The sequence below is a fragment of the Variovorax sp. Soil_C_17 genome, assembly GCF_057657265.1.
In genome coordinates, this window is record NZ_JBDGIT010000001.1 from 1,376,973 (window position 1) to 1,399,833 (window position 22,861).

Here is a 22,861-nt window from a genome sequence, read left to right on the forward strand (position 1 = left end):
GTGTCAGTCCCCGCCGAACACCGGCTTGCGCTTGGCCGCGAAGGCCTCGAAGGCGCGCTTGAAGTCCTCGGTCTGCATGCAGATCGCCTGCGCCTGGGCTTCGGCCTCGATCGCCTGGTCGATGGTCATGGCCCATTCCTGCGAGAGCATGGTCTTGGTCATGCCGTGCGCGAAGCTCGGGCCTTCGGCCAGCTTGCGCGCCATGGCGGCGGCGGCCGGCAGGAGTGCATCGCTTTCGTGCAAGGCATTGAAGAAGCCCCAGGCCTCGCCCTCCTGGGCCGTCATGGCGCGCCCGGTGAACAGCAGCTCCGAGGCGCGGCCCTGGCCGATGACACGCGGCAACAGCGCACAAGCCCCCATGTCGGCACCGGCCAGTCCGACGCGCGTAAACAGGAAGGCAGTATTCGTGGCCGGCGTGCCGTAGCGCAGGTCGCAGGCCAGCGCGATCATCGCCCCGGCACCTGCGCACACGCCGTCGATCGCGCCCACGATGGGCTGCGGGCAGTGGCGCATCGCCTTCACCAGGTCGCCCGTCATGCGGGTGAACTCCAGCAACTCCGGCATCCGCATCTTCGTCAGCGGGCCGATGATCTCGTGCACATCGCCGCCCGAGCAGAAGTTGCCGCCCGCGCCGGTCACCACGATCGCCTTGACGTCGGTCGCGAAGTTCAGCGCGCGAAACAGGTCGCGAAGTTCGGCATAGGAGTCGAAGGTCAGCGGGTTCTTGCGCTCCGGCCGGTTCAGGGTAATCGTGCCGACGCCGGCCTCGAAGGCCCAGCTGAAGTGCTCGGCCCGGTAGGCGGATTGCGGTTCGAATTGCGCATGCATGGGATTGCCTGCGCCGATGTAGTGCTTCATAGGGCCTCCGCCAGTTGCTGATGGGAATGCTGCTTGACCTTGCCGAGCAGCTTGTGCAGCTGCGCGATCTCCTTGGCATTGAGCGCCGCGAAGGCGTCGACGATCCATGCCTCGTGCTGCTGCGCCATGTCGTTGAAGAGCCGTCGCCCGCGCGCCGTGAGCCGCACGCGCCAGGCGCGGCGGTCGCCCTCGACGTCGACGCGCTCGACCAACCCCTCGGTGACCAGCTGGTCGGTGATGCCGGTGACGTTCCCGCCGGTGACCATCATGCGGCGTGACAGCTCGTTCATCTTCAGCCCGTCCGGCGCGCGCTCCAGCTGCGACATCAGGTCGAAGCGGGGCAGGGTGGTGCCGAACTGCTCGCGCAGCTCGTTGCGCACCTGCTTCTCGATCAGCTGGGTGCAGGTCAGGAGGCGCAGCCAGAGCCGCAATTCCTCCGGGTGCTCGCTGTGGCCGCGTGCTTCGAGGTCCATGTTATTGCTCCTCTTCGGAATTGCGCGGCGCGGCGCTCGTGGCCATTGCGGCGGCGAGCTGCTGCTGCTTGGCAAGCTCGCGGTACAACTGGTCGCGGCCGCTCAGGTACTGCTTGGGCCAATCGATTTCGCGGGCCTGCAGCTTGGCCGTTTCGTGCAGGGTCCAGGCCGGGTCGGCCAGGTGCGGGCGCGCAATCGCGCACAGATCGGCGCGGCCCGCGGCGATGATGCTGTTGGCCTGGTCGGCATCGGTGATGGCGCCCACCGCGATGGTCGAGATGCCCACCTCGTTGCGAATGCGGTCGGCAAAAGGCGTCTGGTACATGCGCCCGTACACCGGCTTGGCAGCGCGGGTGGTCTGGCCCGAGGAGACGTCGATGAAGTCGCAGCCGGCCTCCTTGAACAGGCGCGCCACCACCACCGCATCGGCATCGGTGTTGCCGCCGGGCGCCCAGTCGTGCGCCGAGATGCGCACGCTCATCGGCTTGTCCGCCGGCCAGGCCGCGCGCATGGCTCGGAACACCTCGAGCGGGTAGCGGCAGCGGTTCTCGAGGCTGCCGCCGTACTCGTCGGTGCGCAGATTGGTCAACGGGCTGATGAAGGACGCCAGCAGGTAGCCGTGCGCGCAGTGGAGCTCGAGCCAGTCGAAGCCGGCCTCCGCCGCGCGCCGCGTCGAAGCCACGAACTGGTCGCGCAGCGTCTCCATCTGCTCGTGCGTCATCGCGGCCGGCAGCTGGTTCTGCTCGCCGTAGGCCAGCGCGCTTGCGGCCAGCAGCGGCCAGTTGCCTTGCGGCAGCGGCTCGTCCATCTCTTCCCAGCCCAGCTGGGTCGAGCCCTTCGGGCCACTGTGGCCCAGCTGCATGCCGATTTTGGCGGTGCTTTGCGCATGCACGAAGTCGACGATGCGCTTGAAGGCGGCCGACTGCGCATCGTTGTAGAGGCCGGTGCAGCCGGGGGTGATGCGGCCTTCGGGCGTGGGGCTGGTCATCTCCACGAAGACGATCGCCGCGCCGCCGAGCGCGCGTGCGCCGAGGTGCACGAGCAGGAAGTCCTGCGGCACCCCGTCCACTGCGCTGTAGGTCGCCATCGGCGAGACCATGATGCGGTTCTTGAGCGTGAGGCCGCGCACCTTCAGCGGCATCAGCATGGGCAGCCGCCTGGCGGCGCTGTCTTCGGCCACGATGGGTCCGCTCCCTGCCTGGCCCTGCCCCTCGGAGGCGGAGGAAAATCTGCCGGACAGCCACTGCTCGTAGCCGCCCAGCCACTGCGTGTCGCGCAGCCGCAGGTTCTCGTGGCTGATGCGCTGCGAACGCGTCAGCAGCGAATAGGCGAACTGCTCGACCTCCATGGCCGTGTACCGCTTGACGTTCTCGAACCACTCGGTCGAGTTGCGCGCCGCGTTCTGGATCTTCAGCACCTCGACGCTGCGCCGCGCCTCGTAGGCCTCGAGCACGGCATCGACGTTACCCCCGCCCGAGAACTCGTTGCACAGGTCGATCGCGTCCTCGAGCGCGAGCTTGGTGCCCGAGCCGATCGAGAAGTGCGCGGTGTGCGCCGCGTCGCCCATCAGCACCACCGGCACGCTCTTGCCGCCCACGTCGATGCGGTGCGTCCAGCGCTTGCAGATCACGCGCGGGAAGCGAATCCAGTTGGCCGAGCCGCGCAGATGGGTGGCGTTGCTGATCAGCGCGTGGCCGCCCAGGTACTTCCCGAACATCTTCTCGCAGAAGGCGATCGCCTCGGGCTGCTCCATCTGGTCCAGCCCGTGCGCCTTCCAGACTTCCTCGGGCGTCTCGACGATGAAAGTCGAAGTCTTGTCGTCGAACTGGTAGGCATGGGCCTGGAACCAGCCATGCTCCGTCTCTTCGAAGGCGAAGGTGAAGGCGTCGAAAGTCTGGTGCGTGCCGAGCCAGACGAAGCGGCACCGGCGCAGGTCGACGTCCGGCTCGAAGACCTCGGCATAGCGCTGGCGGATGCGGCTGTTGAGGCCGTCGCTGGCGATCACCAGGTCGGCGTTGTACTGGGCGGCCAGTGCCTGGTCGTCCGTCACATCGGTCTCGAACACCAGCTTGACGCCCAAGGCCAGGCAGCGCTCCTGCAGGATGTTGAGCAAGCGCTTGCGCCCGATGCCGCAGAAGCCGTGGCCGCCCGAGCGCACCTGGCGGCCCTTGAAGAAGACCTGGATATCGTCCCAGTGGTGGAACTCGTTGCCGATCAGTGCCGCGGTCGGCGGGTCGGCGGCGCGGAGGTTGTCCAGCGTCTGGTCGCTCAGCACCACGCCCCAGCCGAAGGTGTCGAAGGGGCGGTTGCGCTCGACCACCGTGACCTCGAGGCCCGGCTGCCTGGCTTTCATCAGGAGCGCGAAGTAGAGACCGGCAGGACCGCCGCCGATACACAGGATGCGCTGGAGGTTGGGTGCGAAGCTATTCATGGATCAATAGTTTAGACCTAAACAATTTGATGTCAACACCGAGGAGGGCTTTCCCTGAGGGTCGGTTGACGACTCTGCGCGTGCTGGCAAGAATGGCTCCATGCCGACTCTGATGCCAAGCTCCATGCCAAGCCTGATGCCGAAGATCGAATCGCAGCTCTCCGACCTGCCGGTCCCCCTGACCCTCCAGTTGCCCGACGGCCGCAAGGTCAGCCGGCCCGGATCGCGCATCACGCTGGCCTTCTCGGACTGGTCGGCGCTCGCCAAGCTCGGCGCGCGGCAACTCGGCGCCATCGGCGAGGCCTACGTGGAGGGCAAGGTCCAGATCCAGGGCGCCATGCGCGACCTGGTCGACGTGACGGTAGGACTGCTCCCACGCAATCCCGCGGAAATCACCCACGGCTGGTGGAGCAAGCTGCAGCGGCAAGCGCGCTCGCGCGGCTCGCATTCGCTCGGGAAGGACGCGGAGCAGATCGAGTTCCACTACGACGTGTCGGACGACTTCTACGCGCTCTGGCTGGACCCGCGCCGCGTCTATTCGTGCGCCTATTTCCGTGAAGACGGCATGACGCTCGCCCAGGCCCAGGAGGCCAAGCTCGACCACATCTGCCGCAAGCTCATGCTGCAGCCCGGCGACCGCTTCCTGGACATCGGCTCGGGCTGGGGCGCGCTGCTGCTGTGGGCGGCCGAGCATTACGGCGTGGACGCGACCGGCATCACGCTGTCGAAGAACCAGCACGCATACGTCACGCGGCTGATCGAGGACAAGGGCCTCTCGGGCCGCGTGCGCGTCGAGCTGCGCGACTATCGCCTGCTCGAAGATGACAAGCCCTTCGACAAGATCGCTTCCGTCGGCATGTTCGAGCACGTGGGCAGCGCCAACATGGGCACCTACTTCCGCAAGATCCACGCCCTGCTCAAGCCCGGCGGCCTGGCCATGAACCACGGCATCACCTCGGGCCAGCTCGACTATGCGCAGCTGGGCGCCGGCCTGGGCGACTTCATCGAGAAGTACATCTTCCCGGGCGGCGAGCTGCTGCACGTCACCCGGATCCTGCGCGAGACCGCCGCCGCCGGGCTCGAGATGGTCGACACCGAAAACCTGCGGCCGCACTACGCGCGCACGCTGTGGCACTGGTCCGACGCGCTCGAGGCCCGCTTCGACGAAGCGCGCGAGGTCCTCGTGCGCACCGGCGGCGCGGAGAAGGCCGAACGTGTCCTGCGCGCCTATCGCCTGTACCTGGCGGGCTCGGCGATGAGCTTCGAGCAGGGCTGGATCGCACTGCACCAGATGCTGTCCACCAAGCCCGACGGCAAGGTGAAAGAGCGGCCCCTGCGCGGGGCACAGTCGGTGTACCCTTTTGTCCGCGACTACATCTACAAGTAAAGCGAGGCACTACCCATGCTGTACCGATTCAAATCCCGCGCCAGCCCTCCCTTCGTGATGCTCGAGACGCACGCGCGGCAGTTGTTCGACATCATCGGCAAGGCGCCGGCGCCCAAGGGCGTCATCACGGGCGAGCAGATGCCGGCGGCCATCGCCGCGCTCGAGTCCGCCATTGCGCGCGAGGGGCGCAACACCCACAACTACGACGACTATGCCGTCGAGGGCCACGACAACGAGGCCGAGAAGCAGCACATCGGGCTGCACCAGCGCGCCGTGCCCTTGCTGCACATGCTCAAGGCGTCACTGGCCGACGGCAAGGACGTGACCTGGGAGGTTTAGCTCGCCGCAAGGCGAGCCAGCCTCGGGCTTAGTCCACCTTCGCGCCCGAAGCCTTCACCACCTTCGCCCACTTGATGTGCTCGCTGTCGATCAGCTTGGCGAACTCGGCCGGCGTGTTCCCGCTCGGGATCGCTCCCTGGGCCTGCAACTTCTCCTTGATGGCGGGCGTTCCCAGCGACTTGGCCACTTCCTGCTGGATGCGGTTGACGATCTCCGGCGAGGTGCCGGCCGGCGCCAGCAGGCCGAACCACGAGCTCGCCTCGTAGCCCTTGAGCGCGGGGCCGCCGGCCTCCTCGACCGTCGGCACGTCGGGCAGGGCCGGCGAGCGCTGCGAGCTGGTCACGGCCAGGGCCTTGAGCTTGCCGCCCTTGATCTGCTGCATCGACGAAGGCAGGTTGTCGAACATCACGTCTGCATTGCCGCCCACCAGGTCGAGCAGCGCCGGGCCCGAGCCGCGGTAGGGGATGTGCGTCATGAAGCTGCCCGTCATCGTCTTGAAGAGCTCGCCGGCCAGGTGGATCGAGGTGCCGCTGCCGCTCGATGCCATGTTGAGCTTGCCCGGGTTGGCCTTGGCGTACTTGATGAAGTCCGCCACGCTGTTGATGTTGAGCGCCTTCGCCTTGTCGGCGTTCATCTCCATCACGTTCGGCACCGCGGCCACCAGCGTGATCGGCGTGAAGTCCTTGATCGGGTCGTAGGGCAGCTTGGGATAGAGCGCGCGGTTGATGCCGTGCGTGCCCACGGTGCCCATCAGCAGCGTGTAGCCGTCGTTGGGTGCCCTGGCGACGATCTCGGCGCCCACGTTGCCGCCGGCGCCCGCGCGGTTGTCGACGATGAACTGCTGGCCGAAGGCCTTCGAGAGCTCCGGCGCCACGGCGCGCGCCAGGATGTCGGTGGTGCCGCCCGCCGCGAAGGGCACGACGATGCGCACCGGCTTGTTCGGCCAGGCGCCCTGCGCGCCCGCGGGACCCGCGGCCAGCAGCAAAGTGGCGGCGGCGGCCGCGGCGAGCGCGCCGCGGCGGGAAACGGAAGAAGAATGTCTCATGTTGTGATCCTGTGAATGCTTGGCGCCGTGTTGTACATGCCGCGGATGACATCCGCCGCAGGGAATAACCCCGTGTTCATGCCGGCGCGACGCAGGCGCCCTGCATGCGTTCGGCGAAGCCCTGCTCGCGAAAGCGTTCCACGACGAAATCGACGAAGGCGCGTGTCTTCGCCGGCAACAGGGTGCGGCTCGGATAGTAGATGGAGATCGGCCCCGCATCGGCCCACCAGCCCGGCAGCACCCGCCGTAGCGCGCCGTTCTGCAGCCAGGCCAGCGCGAAGGGCATCGGCAGCAACGCAATGCCCAGCCCCATCGCGGCGGCGCGGCACATCGCCTCGGGGTCGTCGAAGACCAGGCGCGGCTTCGGCTCCACAGCCACTTCCTCGCCGGCCTCGTTGTGCAGGCTCCAGGCACCCACGCGCCCGGTTGCGGAGGAGCGCCGGAGGATGCCGTCGAAGCCCACGAGGTCCGCCGGATGCACGGGCACCGGCCGCACGGCCAGGTACTGGGGCGCGGCCACCGCGACCACCCGGATGCGACCCAGCTCGCGTGCCACCACGCCGGGCGTGAGCGGAATGCCGCCGCCGACCGCGGCATCGAAGCCCTGGCCGATCAGGTCCACCGGGCGGTTGTCGAAATGCCAGTCCGGCAGCACCGCCGGATAGCGCGCCAGGAAGTCGCCCAGCAGCGGCACCAGGTACTCCCGCCCGAAGGCCTGGCCCATGCTCACCTTGAGCGTGCCGGCCGGCTGGCCGTCGGTCCCGGCCGCCCCTGCCATGGCATTGGCCAGCGTGCCCAGCGCGCCGGAGATCTGCCCCAGAAGCCGTTCCCCGCCTTCGGTCAGCGCAAGCTTGCGCGTGCTGCGCTGGAACAGGCGCAGGCCCAGGCTCTTTTCCAGGCGGGCGACGTTCTTGCTCACCGCCGCCGGTGTCAGGCCCAGCTGCCGCGCTGCGGCGGAGAAGCTGCCCGTCTCGGCGCTGCGGACGAAGGACTCGAGATGGCTCAGGGGCTGCATGGGCGGATTCTCAACCCAAAGTTGAAATTGATAGGGCTGGCCGGCGACTACCGCAAGCGCAATCGAAGGCGGACACTGGAGACATCGCAACACACTTCCCAAGCCAACCATGACCCAAGCCACTTCTCCCAAGCCCGTCCTCGTCGGCAAGGCTGCCTTCGTCACCGGCGGTTCGCGCGGCATCGGCGCCGCCATCGTGCGGCGCCTCGCCGAGGACGGCGCCGCCGTCGCCTTCAGCTATGCCAGCAACGATGCCGCAGCCAAGGACCTGGCCGCAAGCATCGAAGCCGCAGGCGGGCGCGCGCTCGCGCTGCGCGTCGACAGCGCCGATGCGAATGCACTGCGCGCCGCAGTCGACCAGGCCGCGCAGACGTTCGGCAGGCTCGACATCCTGGTCAACAACGCAGGCGTTCTCAAGCTCGGCGCCGCCGACGAGATCTCGCTGGAAGACTTCGACCTCACGCTGAACGTCAACGTGCGCGCGGTCTTCGTCGCCATCCAGGCGGCGCTGCGCCACCTGGGCGAGGGCGGCCGCATCATCAACATCGGCAGCACCAACGCCGAGCGCATGCCCTTTGCCGGCGGCGGTGTCTACGCCATGAGCAAGTCCGCCCTCAGCGGCCTCGTGCAAGGCTTCGCGCGCGATCTCGGACCGCGCGGCATCACGATCAACAACGTGCAGCCCGGCCCCGTCGACACCGACATGAACCCGGCCGACGGCCCGATGGCTTCCACCATGCATGGGTTCATGGCCATTCCCAGACATGGCCGCGGCGCCGAGATCGCCGGCATGGTGGCCTACCTGGCCGGCCCGGAGGCCGGGTTTGTGACCGGGGCGAGTCTCAACATCGATGGCGGCTTTGCGGCCTGAAGATGTAGCGCTACGCCTTCGACGTCGTTGCCGTGGTCGGCACCGACTCCGCCCATCTTCTCGAGCGTCGGATCCAGCCATGAAAGGGTTGCTGACCCGGAACTGGAGCGGGGTCAGTGTTACTCAGTTTTCGCGACAACTCAACTCAGAGAAAGGCGAAAGCGATGCCGCACGACTATTTGGCCGGTGAACTGGACCGTTTGACTTCGACAGTATCTTCGCGTGGCGAGGATGCTGCCGTCCAATGGGCCAGGACCGAAATTTGGGGTGAAGACTTCCTGCTCACTCGTCAGCCGCTATGGCCCGAGGGGACATTGATCTACGCGCACCGTCCGATTGCCGGGGATGCGCAACGCGCGGCCCTGATGCAGGCAGCGCTCGAAACCAACCTGGGCATCGTGCATCCCGCAGGCCCGACCTACTGCATGGAGGCTGAAAGCGACCAGCTCGTGGCGGTGCTCAGGATCTCGTACGACCACGCCCACGCCGGTGACGTGCTCGCGCGCATGGAGGGCGTCGCACGGCAGTTCGGCGCGTGGACCGCGGCGGGTCTGCTTCAGTCCATGTGAAGGGGAATCATGACGAATTTCACATCGGCCTATCAGCCTCCAACTCTGCATGGTGGACAGCCCCGCATCTCGAGCAACCTCGAAGTCCCCTTGCCGCAGAAACCACGCGCTGGCTTCAGCGAATGGCCGCAGGGCGTCGTCAAATCGAAACGGGCGAAAAGCCCGGAGCACCTTCCACCAAAGACTATCGCCTCCATCCAGAAGGCGCAGATCAAGGCGGGCGTGCGCCTCGAAGACGTGCAAGGCGCCCATCAAGAGCCGCCGCCGGTGACGAGTGCCGGCTCGCGCGCGGAGCCCGGTTGGGGCGAATGGATCGCTTCGTGGTTCAACGCGTCGCAGCCGCCCGAGGTCGCCGAGACCGCTGCGCAGCCGCTCGACAAGCTTTCCGCCCGACCCACGCGTGCCGGCATCCTGACGCCAAAGATAGACATGCCACCGGACCTCCCCGTGAATTCCGCGGAGAACGAAAGGGTCTGGGTCGAGGTCCTGCAGAAGCTTTTTGAACCCGGCAACGTGCATGTCCTTCCCCTGCCGCCCTTCACCTCGCCCTTTGTCCGAAATGTCGCGACCAGCGCTCCCGACGGTACGCTGGTCACGTCGGAGATCCGAGGAAAAGAGTCGCTCGAGCTGAACCAGGACCTGACGCGAGACGCGGTCGAGGAATACGTCCGCAGTCTCGGCTTGCGCGTCGTGCGTCTGTCGAGCCAGACCAATTTTGCGAATGTCGAATATGTCGAGTCAAAAGATGCGCTGATCATTGCCCACTCCAACATCGCCGTGCTCAGGGATACCAAGGAGCTTGAGGAAGTGTTCGGCTCCCCAAAGTACGTCCTGCAGGTCTGGCTCGATCTCACCAAGAAGAACGGCGACCACTCCAGGTGCTACGACCTCGATCTCGCATTCCACGTGGCGATGAACGCGCATGGAAAGCCTGTCGCGCTGTTGCACTCCGACTGTTTGAAAAACGACCGTGGCCTCCCTGACAACGTGTTGACTGGCAACAAGTTTCGCCAGGAGCTCGCCAAGCTGGGATTCCTTGTTATCGATATTTCCAAGGAAGACCAGCTTGCCCTGGCGACACAATCGGTGTCGAACCCCGATGAGCCCGGCAAGCTGCTTTTGACGCGGGACCGCATCCCGCCGTCGCTCGTGCAGGAACTCGCCGACGCCGGCGTCGAGGCAGTTCCGCCCAACAGTGGGAAACTGATCGGCTACAACGGGAAGGAGCTCCCGCTGTTCGGACTGCACTGCCTGACCGTGAACATCCGCGTTCCCATCGAGGAGGAGGAGCCCAAGGACGGACTTTGAGGAGGCGGGGCGCCGTGTCCGCTCAGCGGCCCAGTGCCCGGGCCGCCTCGGCAATCCGCTCGACGCCCACGCGCGATTGCGTTTCGAGCACCGGCGCATAGCCCACCGGAATGCGCGGCGCGCCCAGGCGGGCGATGCGGCAGCCGGTGGCTTCCGCCGCGCTGGCCGCGATCTCGGCGCCGAAGCCGGCCGCTTGCACCGCCTCGTGCACCACCAGCAAGCGCCGCGTGCGCGCACACGAGGCCAGCACGGTCTCGCGATCCCAGGGCCACAAGGTGCGCAGGTCGAGCAGCTCGACCGCGATGCCTTCGGCCGCGAGCGCGTCGCAGGCGGCGCTGCAGGCCTGCAGCTGGCGACTCCAGCTGACCATCGTCAGGGCATCGCCCCGGCGCAGAGTGGCGGCCTTGCCTAGCGGCACTTCGACCGATTCGTCCACCGCATCGCGCAACGCCCACAGGTTCTTGTGCTCGATGTAGACCACCGGGTCCCCACACTGCAGCGCCGAGCGCAGCAGCGAGTGGTTGTCCTGCGGCGACGATGGGCACACCACCACGACGCCAGGCAGATGCGCGAACCAGGCTTCCAGCGACTGCGAATGCTGCGCCGCCGATGCATCCCAGATGCCGCCCGGCATGCGCGCCACCAGCGGCACCCGGCCCTGGCCGCCGAACATGAAGCGGTTCTTCGCGGCCTGGTTCACCAGCTCGTCCATGCCGCACAGCGCGAAGTCCACCACGCGCATCTCGACCACCGGGCGAAGGCCTGCCAGCGCCATGCCCACGCCGGCGCCCATGATGGCGGCCTCCGAAATGGGCGTGTCGATCACGCGCTCCACGCCGAAGCGCTGCTGCAGGCCCTTGTACTGGCCGAAGATGCCGCCGCGGCCCACGTCCTCGCCGAGCACCACCACGCGGGCGTCGGCTTCCATCTCGCGCTGCACGGCCAGCGCCGCGGCCTCGGCGTAGCTGAGCTCCTTCACCGTGCCTGCGGCCGCGCGGCCGGGTGCCATGTCGCTGCTCATGTCCATTGGCCGGCTCCGGTGCTCTGCACATCGGTGAAGGCGGCCGCAGCCTCGGGCCAGGGCGCGGCATCGGCTGCGGCGAGGGCCGACTCGACCTCCGCCAGCGCCTCGCGCTCGATCGCATCGAGCAGAGCGGGCGCCGTGCCCTCGGCCAGCAGGCGCGCGCGTGCGCGTGCGAGCGGATCGGTTTCGAGCGCTGCGGCCAGCTCGGCCGGATCGCGGTAGGCCGCCGGGTCGACCGACACGTGTCCCTTCACGCGGTAGGTGAGGGCGTGCAGCAGCCGCGGCCCGCAACCGGCGCGCACCTCGGCCACCAGCGTGCCCGCCGCGGCATGCACCGCGAAGACATCGTTGCCGTCCACGCGCGTCGCCGGGATGTCCATCGCCTCGGCGCGGGCCGAGGCGCCGTCGCCGGCCGTCATCGGCCCGCTGGCCGTGGTCGCGCTCCACTGGTTGTCCTCGCAGACGAAGAGCACCGGCAGGCCGTAGACGTGCGCCCAGTTCAGCGACTCCAGGAAGGGCCCGCGGTTGATCGCGCCGTCGCCGAAGAAGCACACGGTGATCGCCGCCTTCCCCTGGAGCTTCTGTGCATGCGCCGCCCCCACCGCGATCGGCAGCCCGGCCGCGACCACCCCGTTGGCGCCCAGCATGCCCACCGAGAAGTCCGCGATGTGCATGGAGCCGCCCTTGCCGCCATTGAAGCCGCTGGCCTTGCCGAAGAGCTCGCACATCATGCGCGTCAGGTCGGCGCCCTTGGCCAGCGTGTGGCCGTGGCCGCGGTGCGTGGAGGTGAGGTAGTCGGTCTTCGCCAGGTGGGCGCAGACGCCGGCGGCCACCGCCTCCTGGCCGGTGGACAGGTGCAGCGGGCCGCGCACCCGGGCAGCGCCCGCCGCTTCCTGCCCGTAGGCGCTGACGCCGCCCTGGCTGGCCGCCTCGGCGGCGTTCTCGAAGGCGCGGATGCGCCGCATCGTTCGGTAGAGCGCCAGGCGCTCGGGCTCGGATCTTTGGGGGTTCATCTCGACTCCAGCGCAGGGCAGGGCTGCGCCTGGCGGGCCATCGTATCGGCCGCGGCCGTTGGGGCCGAGCGGGCTAACCCGGGCGCTCGCCGCGGGGCCTCAGTCGCCCCGGCTGTCCTGGTCCCAGCTGCGCAGCCGACGGTAGAGCGTGCCGCGCGACACCCGCAGCTGGCGCGCCGCGTGCGAGATATTGCCGCCGTGCGCGGCCAGCGTGTCCTCGATCAGCTTGCGGCTGTGGCTGCGCAGCGTGCCGTCGACGCCGGGAAGCGTTTCAGTGGCAGCGGGCGGCTGGGTGGTCTCGATGGCGGGCGGGCTCGCGTCCGCAATGCCTGCCATGCCGACCGCGTGCCTGAAGTCCACCCCGTCGCGCGCCTGCAGCCGCGCCTGCATCCACACGCCCAGCCCGCTCGCCAGCCGTACCGGCTGCGCTGCCTCGCGCCGACCCAGGCGCAGCAGCGTGGGGAGGTCCAACCCGAGCAGGCGTTCCACGTCGCGCGGCCCCGATGGGGGCAGCCGTCCGACGAGGCGCGCCGCGGCCGTGTTGAGCCAGGCCACGCTCCCGTCCGGCGCCACGCCGGCCAGCGCCTCCAGCGGCGTGCCCAGCAGCGCCGGGCTGGCCTGGAAGCGCAGCACCAGCCGGTCGGCCGATTGCGCCAGCAGCAGCCGGTTCTCGATGGTGGTGGCATAGAGCGCGACCATCGAAGCGGCATCGAAGCCGAAGGGCCGCGACTCGACCGTGACGTCGAGCACCGCGGCCAGCCGGCCGTGGATGTCGTGGATGGGCGCCGCCGCGCATTGCATCTCGCGCAGGTAGTCGAAGTAGTGCTCGGCGCCGTCGACCGTGCAGGCCTGCCCGGTGCACGTGACGATGCCCGGCGCCGTGGTGCCGACCACGCTCTCGGCGATGTTGACGCCCAGGCGCGCGGTCTTGTGCAGGATCGGCTGCTGCGCTGCCGACGGGTTGTGCGTGACATGCACGATCACGCCCTGCGCATCGGTCAGCAGCACGCGCGAGCCGGTGCCGGTGAGCGAGTTCTCCATGCTCGCCAGCTCGGCGCGCGCGGCGTCGAGCAGCTCGCGGTTGCGGTTCAGCGTGGCATGCAGGCGGCTGGGCGTGACCGCGTCGAAAGCCACCAGGCGCCGCCGGTCGGTGTGGGCGCGGGTGCAGCGCATCCACGACTGGATCACCGCCTCGCCGACCAGCCCCGAGGGGCGCACCCCTTCCTCGAAGAACTGCTGACGCGCCAGCGCCACGCGCTCGGCGCGCGTGCTCGAGAACAGCTGTCGCGGCGCGCCTGGGGCGCTGCGGCTCGGGGACTGGGGCATGGCCTTCTCCTCGTGTGGGCGCCTCGGGAAGCGCATCGAATTTGTTCCGCAATGGAACAGTCGCGCGCTAGGGAAATCCCGAAGGTGAACAAAGTTCCTGCGCGAACGATCCTTCGCTTGATAAGGACACTGGAGACGACACGATGAACAAGCTCCACACCGCGCTGGCGCTCGGCGCGCTGCTGTGCCTGGCTGCCATGCCCGCCGCGGCCCAGGACAAGGGCTCGCCCGATCACATCAAGGCCGCCACCGGCCGCGTCGACGGCGCCTTCATCCGCGCCAACGCCGCGAAGACGCCCGACTGGCCCAGCTACGGCCTCGACTATGCCGAGACCCGCTTCAGCAGGCTCGACCAGATCAACGCCGGCAACGTCAAGGACCTCGGCCTGGCCTGGTCGTACAACCTCGAGTCCACCCGCGGCGTCGAGGCCACCCCGCTCGTGGTGGACGGCATCATGTACGTCACCGCTTCCTGGAGCGTGGTGCATGCCGTCGACGTGCGCACCGGCAAGAAGATCTGGAGCTTCGATCCCAAGGTCGACAAGTCCAAGGGCTTCAGGGGCTGCTGCGACGTGGTCAACCGCGGCGTCGCGCTTCATCAGGGGAAGGTCTTCGTCGCGGCCTACGACGGGCGTCTGATCGCGCTCGATGCCGCCACCGGCCAGCCGGTCTGGGAGAAGGACACCATCGTCGACCGCTCGAAGTCCTACACCATCACCGGCGCACCGCGCGTCTTCAAGGGCAAGGTCATCATCGGCAACGGCGGCGCCGAGTACGGCGTGCGCGGCTACGTCTCCGCCTACGACGCGAACACCGGCGAGCAGAAGTGGCGCTGGTTCACCGTGCCGGGCGATCCATCCAAGCCCTTCGAGGACGCCTCCATGGCCAAGGCCGCCAAGACCTGGGACCCTTCGGGCAAGTATTGGGAGGCGGGCGGCGGCGGCACCGCCTGGGACACGCTGGCGTTCGACCCCGAGCTCAACCTCATGTACGTGGGTACCGGCAACGGTTCGCCCTGGGCACGCAGCAAGCGCAGTCCGAAGGGGGGAGACAATCTCTACCTGGCCTCGATCGTCGCGCTCGACCCCGACACCGGCAAATACGTCTGGCACTACCAGGAGACCCCGGGCGACAACTGGGACTACACCTCGACCCAGCCGATGATCCTGGCCGACCTCAAGATCGACGGCAAGCCGCGCAAGGTGATCCTCCATGCGCCGAAGAACGGTTTCTTCTTCGTCCTCGACCGCACCAACGGCAAGTTCATTTCGGCGAAGAACTTCGTCGACGTGAACTGGGCCACCGGCTACGACAAGAACGGCCGTCCCATCGAGGTCGCCGCTGCGCGCCAGAACGAGAAGCCCGGCGACAGCATCCCCGGCCCCTTCGGCGCGCACAACTGGCACTCGATGTCCTTCAATCCGCAGACCGGCCTGGCCTACCTGCCGGCGCAGAACATCCCGTTGAGCCTGATGGACGACAAGGCCTGGAAGTTCAATGAAAACATGCCGGCCCGTCCCCACGCCGCGCTGGGCTGGAACACCGCCATGTTCATCAACGCAGAGCCGCCCAAGAGCAAGCCCTTCGGCCGCCTGATCGCCTGGGACCCCGTGGCGCAGAAGCAGGCCTGGGCCGTCGAGCACGTGTCGCCCTGGAACGGCGGCACGCTGACGACGGCCGGCAACCTGGTGTTCCAGGGCACGGCCGACGGGCGCCTCGTCGCCTACGACGCCAAGACCGGCGAGAAGCTCTGGGAGACCGCCACCGGCACCGGCGTGGTCGCTGCGCCTTCGACCTACATGGTGGACGGCAAGCAGTACGTCTCGATCGCGGTGGGCTGGGGCGGCGTCTATGGCCTGGCCGCGCGCGCCACCGAGCGGCAGGGCCCCGGCACGGTCTACACCTTCGTGGTGGGCGGCAATGCGCCCAAGCCGGAGTTCGTGCAGTACCGCATGGACAAGCTGCTGCAGGGCGTGAAGTACGACCCGGCCAAGGTGCCCGACGGCACGCTGCTCTACGTGAGCAACTGCGTCTTCTGCCACGGCGTGCCGGGCGTGGACCGCGGCGGCAACATCCCGAATCTGGGCTACATGGATGCGAGCTACATCGAGAACCTCGACAAGTTCATCTTCAAGGGGCCGGCCATGGAGCGCGGCATGCCCGACTTCACCGGCAAGCTGAGCGCCGACGACGTGGAGAAGATCAAGGCCTTCATCCAGGGGACGGCCGATGCGATCCGGCCGAAGTAGGGGGCGTGCCTCCGCTGGCCCGCAGGGCTACGGCTGCAGCAGCGCCATGCAGTAGCTGTCGTGGTAGTGGCCGTCGATCCGGAACGCGTGGCGCATGAACCCTTCGGTCTCGAAGCCGAATCGTTCATAGAGTGCCTTGGCGTTCGTGTTGTCCGCGCGTACCGTGAGCTCGATGCGCGTGAATCCCCTGGACCATGCCGCAGCGATCGTCGCCTGCATCAACTTCGCGCCGATGCCGCGCCCTCGAGCGGAGGGAATCAGGCCGATGCCCAGGGTTGCGACATGTGATCTGGCCTCGCCGTGCGTCGGCAATATGTCGCACCAGCCCACGACCTGTCCGTCGACCAATGCGACGAGTTGGCATCCGGCCCCGGCGATGACGGAGCGATAGAAGGCGAATGCCTCCTCTTCGGAGGGTGCCTGCGTAAAGGCAAGAAAGCGCTTCTCGCGCGCGACTGCATCCAGTGCAGCGCGCACGCCTTGGAAATGCGCCTCTGCGACGGGCTCGATTGACAGGGTCATGATTCGATTCTGCCGCCGGGGCAGAGCGCCTTCATCATGAACGCCGGATACAAGCCCTTCGTGTGCCTGTCGATGCGGCCGAACGCCTCGCAGCCGCGCATCGCTTGGAAGCTCCGCGCCTGCCATTCGAAGGTCTTGCGCTGTGCGCTGTGCGCGCCCAGATGCTTCGCCGTGGCTTACCGTCCGGGCCCGCCGCCACCGCCGCCGCCGCCCGGTCCTCCGCCGCCGCCAGCACCGGCACCTCCAGGCCCGCCACCGGCGCCACCACCGCCGGGTCCGCCTCCACCCGACCCGCCGCCGGGGCCCCCACCACCAGCGCCGCCACCACCGGCACCACCACCGGCACCACCACCAGCACCGCCACCGGCACCACCGCCGGCACCACCGCCGGCACCGCCGCCAGCACCGGCACCAGCACCGCCGCCGGCACCACCACCGGCACCGCCACCAGCGCCGCCGCCGGCACCGCCACCAGCACCGCCACCAGCACCGCCACCGGCACCGGCACCGGCACCGGCACCGGCACCAGCACCGGCACCAGCACCAGCACCAGCACCGCCACCGGCACCACCTCCGGCACCGGCACCGCCGCTACCACCCGCCCCACCATCACCCCCCGCGGAAGCCCCGCCCCCACCGGCGGCGAAAACCAGACGGTCGTTGTAGCCAAAATTCGACCCCTTGGAATTCCCCGTACCCAGAGAGCCGGCAGCCGCCCGAGATGACTGTGCCGTCGACCCCGCCAGCCGGGCGTTCACGCAGGCAACTTCCCCGAACGGGTTGTAGCGGTCGCATTGGCTCGGAGCCATCGGGCCCCGCGGCAGGGCAGCCTGAAGCTGCGGAGCCGGGACCGCGCGCGGCCGGGCCTCGACGGTCGCCGGCCGCGGCGGAGCCATCGGCTGCTGAATCGGTGGCTGCTGAACCGCCGCGGAAACCGCGCTGCCGCTCGTGTCTTGAACCTGGGGCTCGGCGGTGCTCGCCGGCTCGGCGACTCTCGTAGGCTCGGCGGTTCGGGCAGGCTCGATCGGCCTCTGAAACTCATTCTTCCTCGCGGGCGCGGGTGAGCGAGCCCTGGCGGCCTCGACGGTCGCCGGCCTGGGCAACGGCGCCGGCACCGCTTCGGGCGGCGCCGCTGCCGGCTCGGCGGCTGGCGCGGCCGCCGCCGTCTCGACTGGCGAGGCAGAAGGTGCCGGAGCGGGATCTTCCTGCACTTGCTCCTGCAGTCGCGGCGCAGGCGTTGCCGGCTCGGCGACCCGAGCCTCCGATGCCTGCGGCGGGTCGGGCTCGCGCCTGGCTTCGATCACCGGCGCGGCCGGCGGAGGAAGCGTGGTGGCCGGCAAAGGAAGCGTCGCGGCCGCCGTCCGGCTCTCCGGCTCGGTCGTCGGCTGCTGCACAGTTGACGCCGGAAGAGACGGCGCCTGGTTTTGCATCGCCGAGCGGCCGAGATACCAGAGCACGAAGGCGCCATGCGATACCGCGAGCACCAGCAGCAGCCACACGATGGACGCATCGACGCCCGGCGGCACTGGGATTCCCAGCACGCGCCGAGCCGTCCTGCTCCCGCGCGACTTGCGCACCGGAGGCCATTCGTCCAGCGCGAGGTGCGGTTCCGGCCGTCCGTTCGGCTCGCCGGTCGCCGTCTCCGCGGGCTCCGCGACGCCGGGCGGCAAGAGCTTGCGCGCGCAATGCCGGCAGTACTGGGCGGTATCCCTGTTGAGCGTCTGGCACCCCTCGCAGACCCGCGTCAGCTGGTGCGGCGGGATGGCCGGCCCGGGCGGCTGCCAGTCCGTCCAGTCGGGCTGCGCTGGTGACGTCGTCCGCGACAACCCTGGGGCGCCGGCTTGCAAGGGCTCGTTGGCGGCGGGATTGGCGTGATCGAAGGCCGGCGAGCGGATGGCGGTCTCGCGCATTTCGCTGGCGGGCTGGCTGGCCTTGTCTCGCATGGCAGCGGGGTGGTGGGCGCCTACCAGCTGATGCCGAACGCCGTCGCGCCGGCCAGCGAATTGATGACGAGCCAGAAGGCAGCCAGGTCCCATGTCCACGCGTGCCCTTGCCTGGGCGCTTCCCGCAACTTGGCGGGTGGTTCCGCCGGGTCGCCGGCAGGTTGCTGCTCGGCATAGAACGCCGGCAGCTTGTGCGAACAGCCCTTGCAGAATCGCGCGGCGCCGAGATTGATGGTGCTGCACGCTTCGCAGACTTCCACCGAGACGGCGCCTGTTCGCACCATCGCCAGATCGATCAGGCTGCCGAAGGCGACGTCCGAAAGGCCCGGCTGGCGGGCGAGGGCGGTCGAGCTCATGGCTGCTCTCCTTGTGAAGGATGGGTGGGCGGCGGCCTCCGCAGCCGGCGCTCGAGCCTTTGCTCCGCGATTGCCAGCCTTGCGAACTTCAGTAGCTGCTCGTCCGTCGGTCCCGGCCCGGACCCGTCGAGGTACCTCCCGAAAGCCGCGGCAATGCTGGCCTGCACGGCTTTCCTCGCGTCCGCCGCCGCGACCCACGCGCTGCGTGCCTTCTTCTCGCGCGGCTCCCACGACGTCTGCATGGACGTCCAGGCGTACCGCGGGACGCCGTTCGCGCGACGGCTGCGCGAGGCGGCCGAGCTCTTCTGATGTGTGACAGGCTTTGACATTTTTTCCTTGAAGCATCGGCCGCTTGGCATGTGAAAACTTCACATCGAATAATGCGCTTGTCTTATAGTCAGACCCAGCTTTTTGTAAGACGGTTACGCATGTCACTGTCCATTTGGTAACTGGGCGTCAATGCCTGTCATCTTCTGCACTGGGGAGCATCGTGTCGCATAGGACTTTGCGGGCTTTGTTCGAGATCAGGTTGCGCTGGTCCGACGAAGTCCTTCAGGAAGGCGCTGTCCCGTACGGCAGCCTGTGGCTTCCCGACATTCCCCGCAACCGAGATCAACTCAACGAGGCCATGGCCTTGGGCAACCGGCTTTATGGCGACAAAACGCACTGGATCGAGCAGCGCCAGGCCTGACGAAGGCGGCGCCGCCGCGCACGTCGAGGCTACCGGCTCCGTCGGCGAGGGCCCCATCGGCTGGGCGCTTCAGGCCTGCGCGCGCGTGATGCGGCCCATCATTCGGCTCGCGCTGGCGCTTGGCCTCAAGCACGCGAACCTCGAGCTGATGCTGCGCGAACTCCTCATCGACGAGGCGCGCCGCGCATGGCTCGCCAAGGGCGTGGAGCCCAACCTCAGCCAGATTTCGGTGACCACCGGCCTGAACCGCAAGGCCGTGACGGCCAAAGTGCGCGAGGCAGAAGAACCGCTGCCGCACACGGAGATGTCGGCCGCGGCCAAGACGCTAACCCTATGGCTGCAGATGTCCATCGACGACCCGGCCCTGGTGAGCTTGCCGATCGCGGCAGAGGGCGAGGCGGCCACCTTCGAATCCGTGGCCCGGCATGCCAGCCGCGGCAATGTGCATCACCGCACGGTCCTCGATGAGCTGGTGCGCCTGAACATGGCGATCGAGCGGGCAGGCCGCGTCGAGTTGAACGCCGCCGCCTTCGTGCCGGCGACGGATCTGAAGGGCATGCTCGCCTTCCTCGGCGACAACGCACGCGACCATCTGCTGGCCGGCGTGGCCAACACCTTGGGCGCGTCTGCACCCCTGCTCGAGCGCTCGGTGTTCGCCACCGGCATTTCGGTCGAGGATTGCGAGCGGATCCACCAGTTGGCGCGGCAACGCTGGAGCGCGCTGCACCATGAGCTGACGCGTGAGATGACGCGTGCATTCGAGGCGGCCGACAACACGGCCTCGGGGCGCATCCGCGTCGGCATTTACACCTACTACGAAGACGCGGCGGAAGTGGCAAAAGCTTCCGTGGCGACGTCCTCGAAACGATCGGACAGAAAAGCATGAAGTACGCATCCCTGCGCGCCGGCCTGCTGGCGCTGTCGACCGCGCTGCTGCTCTCGTGCGGCGGTGGTGGCGGCGGCGGTGGCGGCGGTGTGGCCGTCGGCGGCACCGGCGTGGCCGGGTCGGGCGCGGTATGGAGTTCGCTCGACGGGAGCAGCCCGGCTGGCGGCGGCGGCGGAGATGGCCAGGGTGGCGTCGGCTCGGGCGGCTCGGACGGAACGGCCTCCGCCCCCGGCGGCACCGGCTCGGGCGGCACCGGGACCTCCACTGCAGCGGGCGGCGGCGGCGACGGCGGCGTCGGCTCCGGCGGCACGGGCGTGAGCACCGCCGATGCGTCCGGCGTCGGCGCGGTCGACGGCTCGGGCAGCATCATCGTCAACGGCCTGCGCTACAACACCGACACCGCGGTGCTGAACGTCGAGGACGCGCCTGCCTTGCAGCTGGGCATGAGCGCCAAGGTCACCGGGCCGGTCAACGCCGACTTCACCAGCGGCATCGCCCGCAGGGTCGATTCCGCCGCCGATCTGCGCGGCACGCCCTCTTCGGTCGATCTCGCGCAGGGCAGCTTCGTGATCCTCGGCACCACCGTGACCACCGACGAGGCCACCGTGTGGGCCGATGCCGCCGGCCTCGCGGCCATCCCGCCGGGCGCCACGCTGCAGGTGTGGGGCCTGCCGGGGGCACCGGGCATCCTGCGGGCCACGCGCATCGAGCAGCGCGGCCCCTCCGCGGCCATCCTGACGGGCACGGTGCAAAACCTCGATCCCCTGCGGCACACCTTCACCCTCGGCGGCTTCACGGTCGACTACAGCGCGGCGGTGCTCTCCGGCAGCCCGGATGGCAGCGCGCTGGCCGATGGCACGCTGGTGCGCGTGCGCGCCAACACCGTGCTGCCGGGCCGCTTGCCCGCCACCCTCGTGCAGTGGTGGTATCCGGTGCCGAGGGCGAACGCCACGCCGGTGCAGCTCGCCGGCCTCGTGACCGACTACGCCGGGCTGGGGTCCTTGCGCGTGCTCGGCGTTCCGGTGAACGCCGCTTCGGCGCAGATCACCGGCGGGCTGGCCAGCGCGGTCGGCAACGGCGTCAAGGTGCAAGTCGGCGGCATCATGTCCAACGGCATCCTCCAGGCTTCCAAGCTCAGGATCCGCCACGTGCCGGGCGCCGGCGGACCCGCGTCCTTCACCCTCATCGGCATCGTCGGCAACTTCGCCTCGGCCGCGAGTTTCCAAGTGAAAGGCCAGCCCGTCGACGCCAGCGGCCCGGACGTGGTGTTCGTCAATGGGACGGTGGCCAACCTCGGCAACGGCGTCAACGTCAACATCGAGGGGTCGCGGGTGGTGAACGGCGTGCTCGTCGCCACGCGGGTCAGCTTCGAGTGAGGACAGGCGCGTCCGTGTAGTGCCTTCGCTCGCAGGGATTCACCGGATGGCCCGGGCTGAAGTGCCTCGCCATAGTTAGTTCGCTGCTCGAACTAAGGCGTGTGCAAACCAGCGCACGCACAACGAACCCGGAGACCTGCACATGAAGAAGCCGCTTCGCGCCCTGGGCGCCCTGGCCCTCGGCCTTTCCGCGATCGCCGCCTGCGCCCAGACCGTCGTCGGCGTGAGCTGGTCCAACTTCCAGGAGGAGCGCTGGAAGACCGACGAGGCCGCGATCAAGGCCCAGCTGGAGAAGCTGGGCGCGAAGTACATCAGCGCCGACGCCGGCGGCTCGCCCGAGAAGCAGCTGGCCGACATCGACGGCCTGATGTCCAAGGGCGCCAAGGCGCTGATCGTGCTGGCGATGGACAAGGACGCGATCCTGCCCGCGGTCAACAAGGCGGTGCGGCAGAAGGTGCCGGTGGTGGCCTACGACCGGCTGATCGAGACGCCCGGCGTCTTCTACATCACCTTCGACAACGTCGAGGTCGGCCGCATGCAGGCGCGCGCGGTCTACAAGGTGCAGCCCAAGGGCAACTACGTGTTCATCAAGGGCTCGCCCACCGACCCGAATGCCAACTTCCTGCGCGCCGGCCAGCAGGAGATCGTGGCCGAGGCAGTGAAGAAGGGCGACATCAAGATCGTGGGCGACGAGTACACCGATGGCTGGAAGCCCGAGGTGGCGCAGAAGAACATGGAGCAGATCCTCACCAAGGCCGGCGGCAAGGTCGACGCGGTGGTGGCGGCCAACGACGGCACGGCGGGCGGCGCGGTGGCGGCGCTCAGCGCCAAGGGCATCCGCGGCATCCCGGTGTCGGGGCAGGACGCCGACTTCGCGGCGCTCAACCGCGTGGCCCTCGGCACGCAGACGGTGACGGTGTGGAAGGATTCGCGCGAGCTCGGCCGCGAGGCGGCGAGCGCCGCCATCGCGCTGACCCAGGGCAAGACGCCGGAGAAGGCGGCCACCTGGAGCGGCGGCGAGAAGAAGGTCGCCATCTCCTCGCGCCTGCTGACGCCGGTGCCGATCACGCGCGACAACCTCGACGTGGTGGTCAAGGAAGGCTGGATCAAGAAAGACGAGCTCTGCAAGGGCGTCTCCGGCGACAAGGCCCCGGCGGCCTGCAAGTAGCGCGCACGCAG

The 22,861-nt window shown here is 68.7% G+C and carries 22 protein-coding genes; 11 read left to right on the forward strand and 11 right to left on the reverse strand.

Translation table 11 applies throughout. The features are described 5' to 3' along the window. Positions 1-3: 3 nt before the first annotated feature. From AC3A6Y_RS06695 to AC3A6Y_RS06705, 3 genes are read right to left on the reverse strand one after another with little or no spacing between them, the layout of a single operon-like run. Complete coding sequence (locus tag AC3A6Y_RS06695; RefSeq protein WP_487867410.1) at positions 4-858, reverse strand: enoyl-CoA hydratase family protein; 855 nt, start codon at positions 856-858, stop codon at positions 4-6. Next, complete coding sequence (locus AC3A6Y_RS06700) at positions 855-1,331, reverse strand: MarR family winged helix-turn-helix transcriptional regulator (protein ID WP_487867411.1); 477 nt, start codon at positions 1,329-1,331, stop codon at positions 855-857. Before AC3A6Y_RS06700 ends, AC3A6Y_RS06695 begins: the two co-directional genes overlap by 4 nt. A gap of 1 nt (position 1,332) precedes the next feature. Continuing rightward, a complete protein-coding gene (locus tag AC3A6Y_RS06705) occupies positions 1,333-3,762 on the reverse strand; it encodes a bifunctional salicylyl-CoA 5-hydroxylase/oxidoreductase (RefSeq protein WP_487867412.1) in 2,430 nt (809 codons plus the stop codon). Positions 3,763-3,886: 124 nt separating this feature from the next. Here AC3A6Y_RS06705 and AC3A6Y_RS06710 point away from each other — a divergent pair, with 124 nt between their 5' ends. Both AC3A6Y_RS06710 and AC3A6Y_RS06715 read left to right on the forward strand, forming a co-directional pair. Then, complete coding sequence (locus tag AC3A6Y_RS06710) at positions 3,887-5,149, forward strand: class I SAM-dependent methyltransferase (protein WP_487867413.1); 1,263 nt, start codon at positions 3,887-3,889, stop codon at positions 5,147-5,149. 15 nt (positions 5,150-5,164) lie between these two features. Further along, complete coding sequence (locus AC3A6Y_RS06715) at positions 5,165-5,488, forward strand: DUF1840 domain-containing protein (protein ID WP_487867414.1); 324 nt, start codon at positions 5,165-5,167, stop codon at positions 5,486-5,488. Between the two features lie 28 nt (positions 5,489-5,516). On the opposite strand, the gene AC3A6Y_RS06720 is transcribed toward AC3A6Y_RS06715, so the two are convergent. After that, a complete protein-coding gene (locus AC3A6Y_RS06720; RefSeq protein ID WP_487867415.1) occupies positions 5,517-6,533 on the reverse strand; it encodes a Bug family tripartite tricarboxylate transporter substrate binding protein in 1,017 nt (338 codons plus the stop codon). Positions 6,534-6,609: 76 nt separating this feature from the next. Next, positions 6,610-7,548, reverse strand: a complete 939-nt coding sequence (locus AC3A6Y_RS06725; protein ID WP_487867416.1) for a LysR family transcriptional regulator — start codon at positions 7,546-7,548, stop codon at positions 6,610-6,612. A 109-nt stretch (positions 7,549-7,657) separates the two neighbouring features. Between AC3A6Y_RS06725 and AC3A6Y_RS06730 the strand changes: the two genes are divergently transcribed. From AC3A6Y_RS06730 to AC3A6Y_RS06740, 3 genes are all read left to right on the forward strand, one after another. After that, positions 7,658-8,419, forward strand: a complete 762-nt coding sequence (locus AC3A6Y_RS06730) for an SDR family oxidoreductase (RefSeq protein WP_487867417.1) — start codon at positions 7,658-7,660, stop codon at positions 8,417-8,419. Positions 8,420-8,583: 164 nt separating this feature from the next. Further along, positions 8,584-8,988: a type III secretion system chaperone family protein gene (locus AC3A6Y_RS06735; protein ID WP_487867418.1), complete on the forward strand. Its 405-nt coding sequence runs from the start codon at positions 8,584-8,586 to the stop codon at positions 8,986-8,988. Between the two features lie 9 nt (positions 8,989-8,997). Beyond that, positions 8,998-10,296, forward strand: coding sequence for a hypothetical protein (locus tag AC3A6Y_RS06740; protein ID WP_487867419.1), 1,299 nt, complete (start codon positions 8,998-9,000; stop codon positions 10,294-10,296). A 22-nt stretch (positions 10,297-10,318) separates the two neighbouring features. Here the strand turns inward: AC3A6Y_RS06740 and AC3A6Y_RS06745 are convergent, their stop codons facing one another. The 3 genes from AC3A6Y_RS06745 to AC3A6Y_RS06755 form a co-directional block, all read right to left on the reverse strand. Then, positions 10,319-11,323, reverse strand: a complete 1,005-nt coding sequence (locus tag AC3A6Y_RS06745) for an alpha-ketoacid dehydrogenase subunit beta (protein ID WP_487867420.1) — start codon at positions 11,321-11,323, stop codon at positions 10,319-10,321. Beyond that, positions 11,314-12,333, reverse strand: a complete 1,020-nt coding sequence (locus AC3A6Y_RS06750) for a thiamine pyrophosphate-dependent dehydrogenase E1 component subunit alpha (RefSeq protein WP_487867421.1) — start codon at positions 12,331-12,333, stop codon at positions 11,314-11,316. The genes AC3A6Y_RS06745 and AC3A6Y_RS06750 overlap by 10 nt, the downstream gene beginning before the upstream one ends. A 99-nt stretch (positions 12,334-12,432) precedes the next feature. Next, entirely contained in the window at positions 12,433-13,659 is a 1,227-nt protein-coding gene (locus AC3A6Y_RS06755; RefSeq protein WP_487867422.1) for a helix-turn-helix domain-containing protein, read from the reverse strand. A 143-nt stretch (positions 13,660-13,802) separates the two neighbouring features. On the opposite strand from AC3A6Y_RS06755, the gene AC3A6Y_RS06760 reads away from it, so the two are divergent. Beyond that, on the forward strand, positions 13,803-15,908 hold the full coding sequence (locus tag AC3A6Y_RS06760) for a PQQ-dependent dehydrogenase, methanol/ethanol family (RefSeq protein ID WP_487867423.1): 2,106 nt from the start codon (positions 13,803-13,805) through the stop codon (positions 15,906-15,908). A 27-nt stretch (positions 15,909-15,935) separates the two neighbouring features. On the opposite strand, the gene AC3A6Y_RS06765 is transcribed toward AC3A6Y_RS06760, so the two are convergent. From AC3A6Y_RS06765 to AC3A6Y_RS06775, 3 genes are all read right to left on the reverse strand, one after another. Further along, positions 15,936-16,385: an N-acetyltransferase family protein gene (locus AC3A6Y_RS06765; protein WP_487867424.1), complete on the reverse strand. Its 450-nt coding sequence runs from the start codon at positions 16,383-16,385 to the stop codon at positions 15,936-15,938. Between the two features lie 79 nt (positions 16,386-16,464). Next, positions 16,465-17,100, reverse strand: coding sequence for a hypothetical protein (locus tag AC3A6Y_RS06770; protein WP_487867425.1), 636 nt, complete (start codon positions 17,098-17,100; stop codon positions 16,465-16,467). Positions 17,101-18,393: 1,293 nt separating this feature from the next. Continuing rightward, complete coding sequence (locus AC3A6Y_RS06775; RefSeq protein ID WP_487867426.1) at positions 18,394-18,729, reverse strand: hypothetical protein; 336 nt, start codon at positions 18,727-18,729, stop codon at positions 18,394-18,396. A 153-nt stretch (positions 18,730-18,882) separates the two neighbouring features. On the opposite strand from AC3A6Y_RS06775, the gene AC3A6Y_RS06780 reads away from it, so the two are divergent. From AC3A6Y_RS06780 to xylF, 5 genes are all read left to right on the forward strand, one after another. Next, positions 18,883-19,038: a hypothetical protein gene (locus AC3A6Y_RS06780; protein ID WP_487867427.1), complete on the forward strand. Its 156-nt coding sequence runs from the start codon at positions 18,883-18,885 to the stop codon at positions 19,036-19,038. A gap of 205 nt (positions 19,039-19,243) precedes the next feature. Beyond that, on the forward strand, positions 19,244-19,420 hold the full coding sequence (locus AC3A6Y_RS06785; RefSeq protein WP_487867428.1) for a hypothetical protein: 177 nt from the start codon (positions 19,244-19,246) through the stop codon (positions 19,418-19,420). Continuing rightward, entirely contained in the window at positions 19,380-20,306 is a 927-nt protein-coding gene (locus tag AC3A6Y_RS06790; protein ID WP_487867429.1) for a DUF6502 family protein, read from the forward strand. Before AC3A6Y_RS06785 ends, AC3A6Y_RS06790 begins: the two co-directional genes overlap by 41 nt. Beyond that, positions 20,303-21,682, forward strand: a complete 1,380-nt coding sequence (locus AC3A6Y_RS06795; RefSeq protein WP_487867430.1) for a DUF5666 domain-containing protein — start codon at positions 20,303-20,305, stop codon at positions 21,680-21,682. The genes AC3A6Y_RS06790 and AC3A6Y_RS06795 overlap by 4 nt, the downstream gene beginning before the upstream one ends. 142 nt (positions 21,683-21,824) lie before the next feature. Continuing rightward, complete coding sequence (xylF, locus tag AC3A6Y_RS06800; protein WP_487867431.1) at positions 21,825-22,850, forward strand: D-xylose ABC transporter substrate-binding protein; 1,026 nt, start codon at positions 21,825-21,827, stop codon at positions 22,848-22,850. Positions 22,851-22,861 lie beyond the last annotated feature (11 nt).